1 protein-coding gene is annotated in these 366 nt (G+C 61.2%); it reads left to right on the top strand.

From position 1 onward, the window contains the following. Window positions 1-366, top strand: a 366-nt coding sequence (locus tag AC1D0P_RS32185; protein WP_477680433.1) for a DUF2059 domain-containing protein, incomplete at both ends; no start/stop codon positions are given.

The following is a 366-nucleotide window of genomic DNA, read 5'->3' on the forward strand; positions in this document are numbered from 1 at the left end:
TCTCAAGGCGGCGCGTGCGGCCATCGCTGCGATCCACATCACCGATCCGTTCGACAACATCCTGCCCACCATCTCGATGCAGCTGAAGACGACGATGATCCAGGGCTCGCCGAATTACGAAGAGCTGATCAACGATGTCGTGGACGAGCAGGCGCTGAAATTCGCATCGCGCCGCGCCGATCTCGAAAAGGAAGCCGCCCGCATTTACGCCAAGGCGTTCAGCGAGGACGAACTCAACCAGATCGCCGCCTTCTACGCGACGCCGGCGGGCCAGAAGCTCCTGAAGTACGGCCCTCTTTCGATCCGCGAACTCTCCAAGGCCGGCGACATCTGGGCATCCGGCATTTCTCGCGACATGTCCAAGGC

It is taken from the genome of Polaromonas sp. P1_G2, assembly GCF_056405515.1.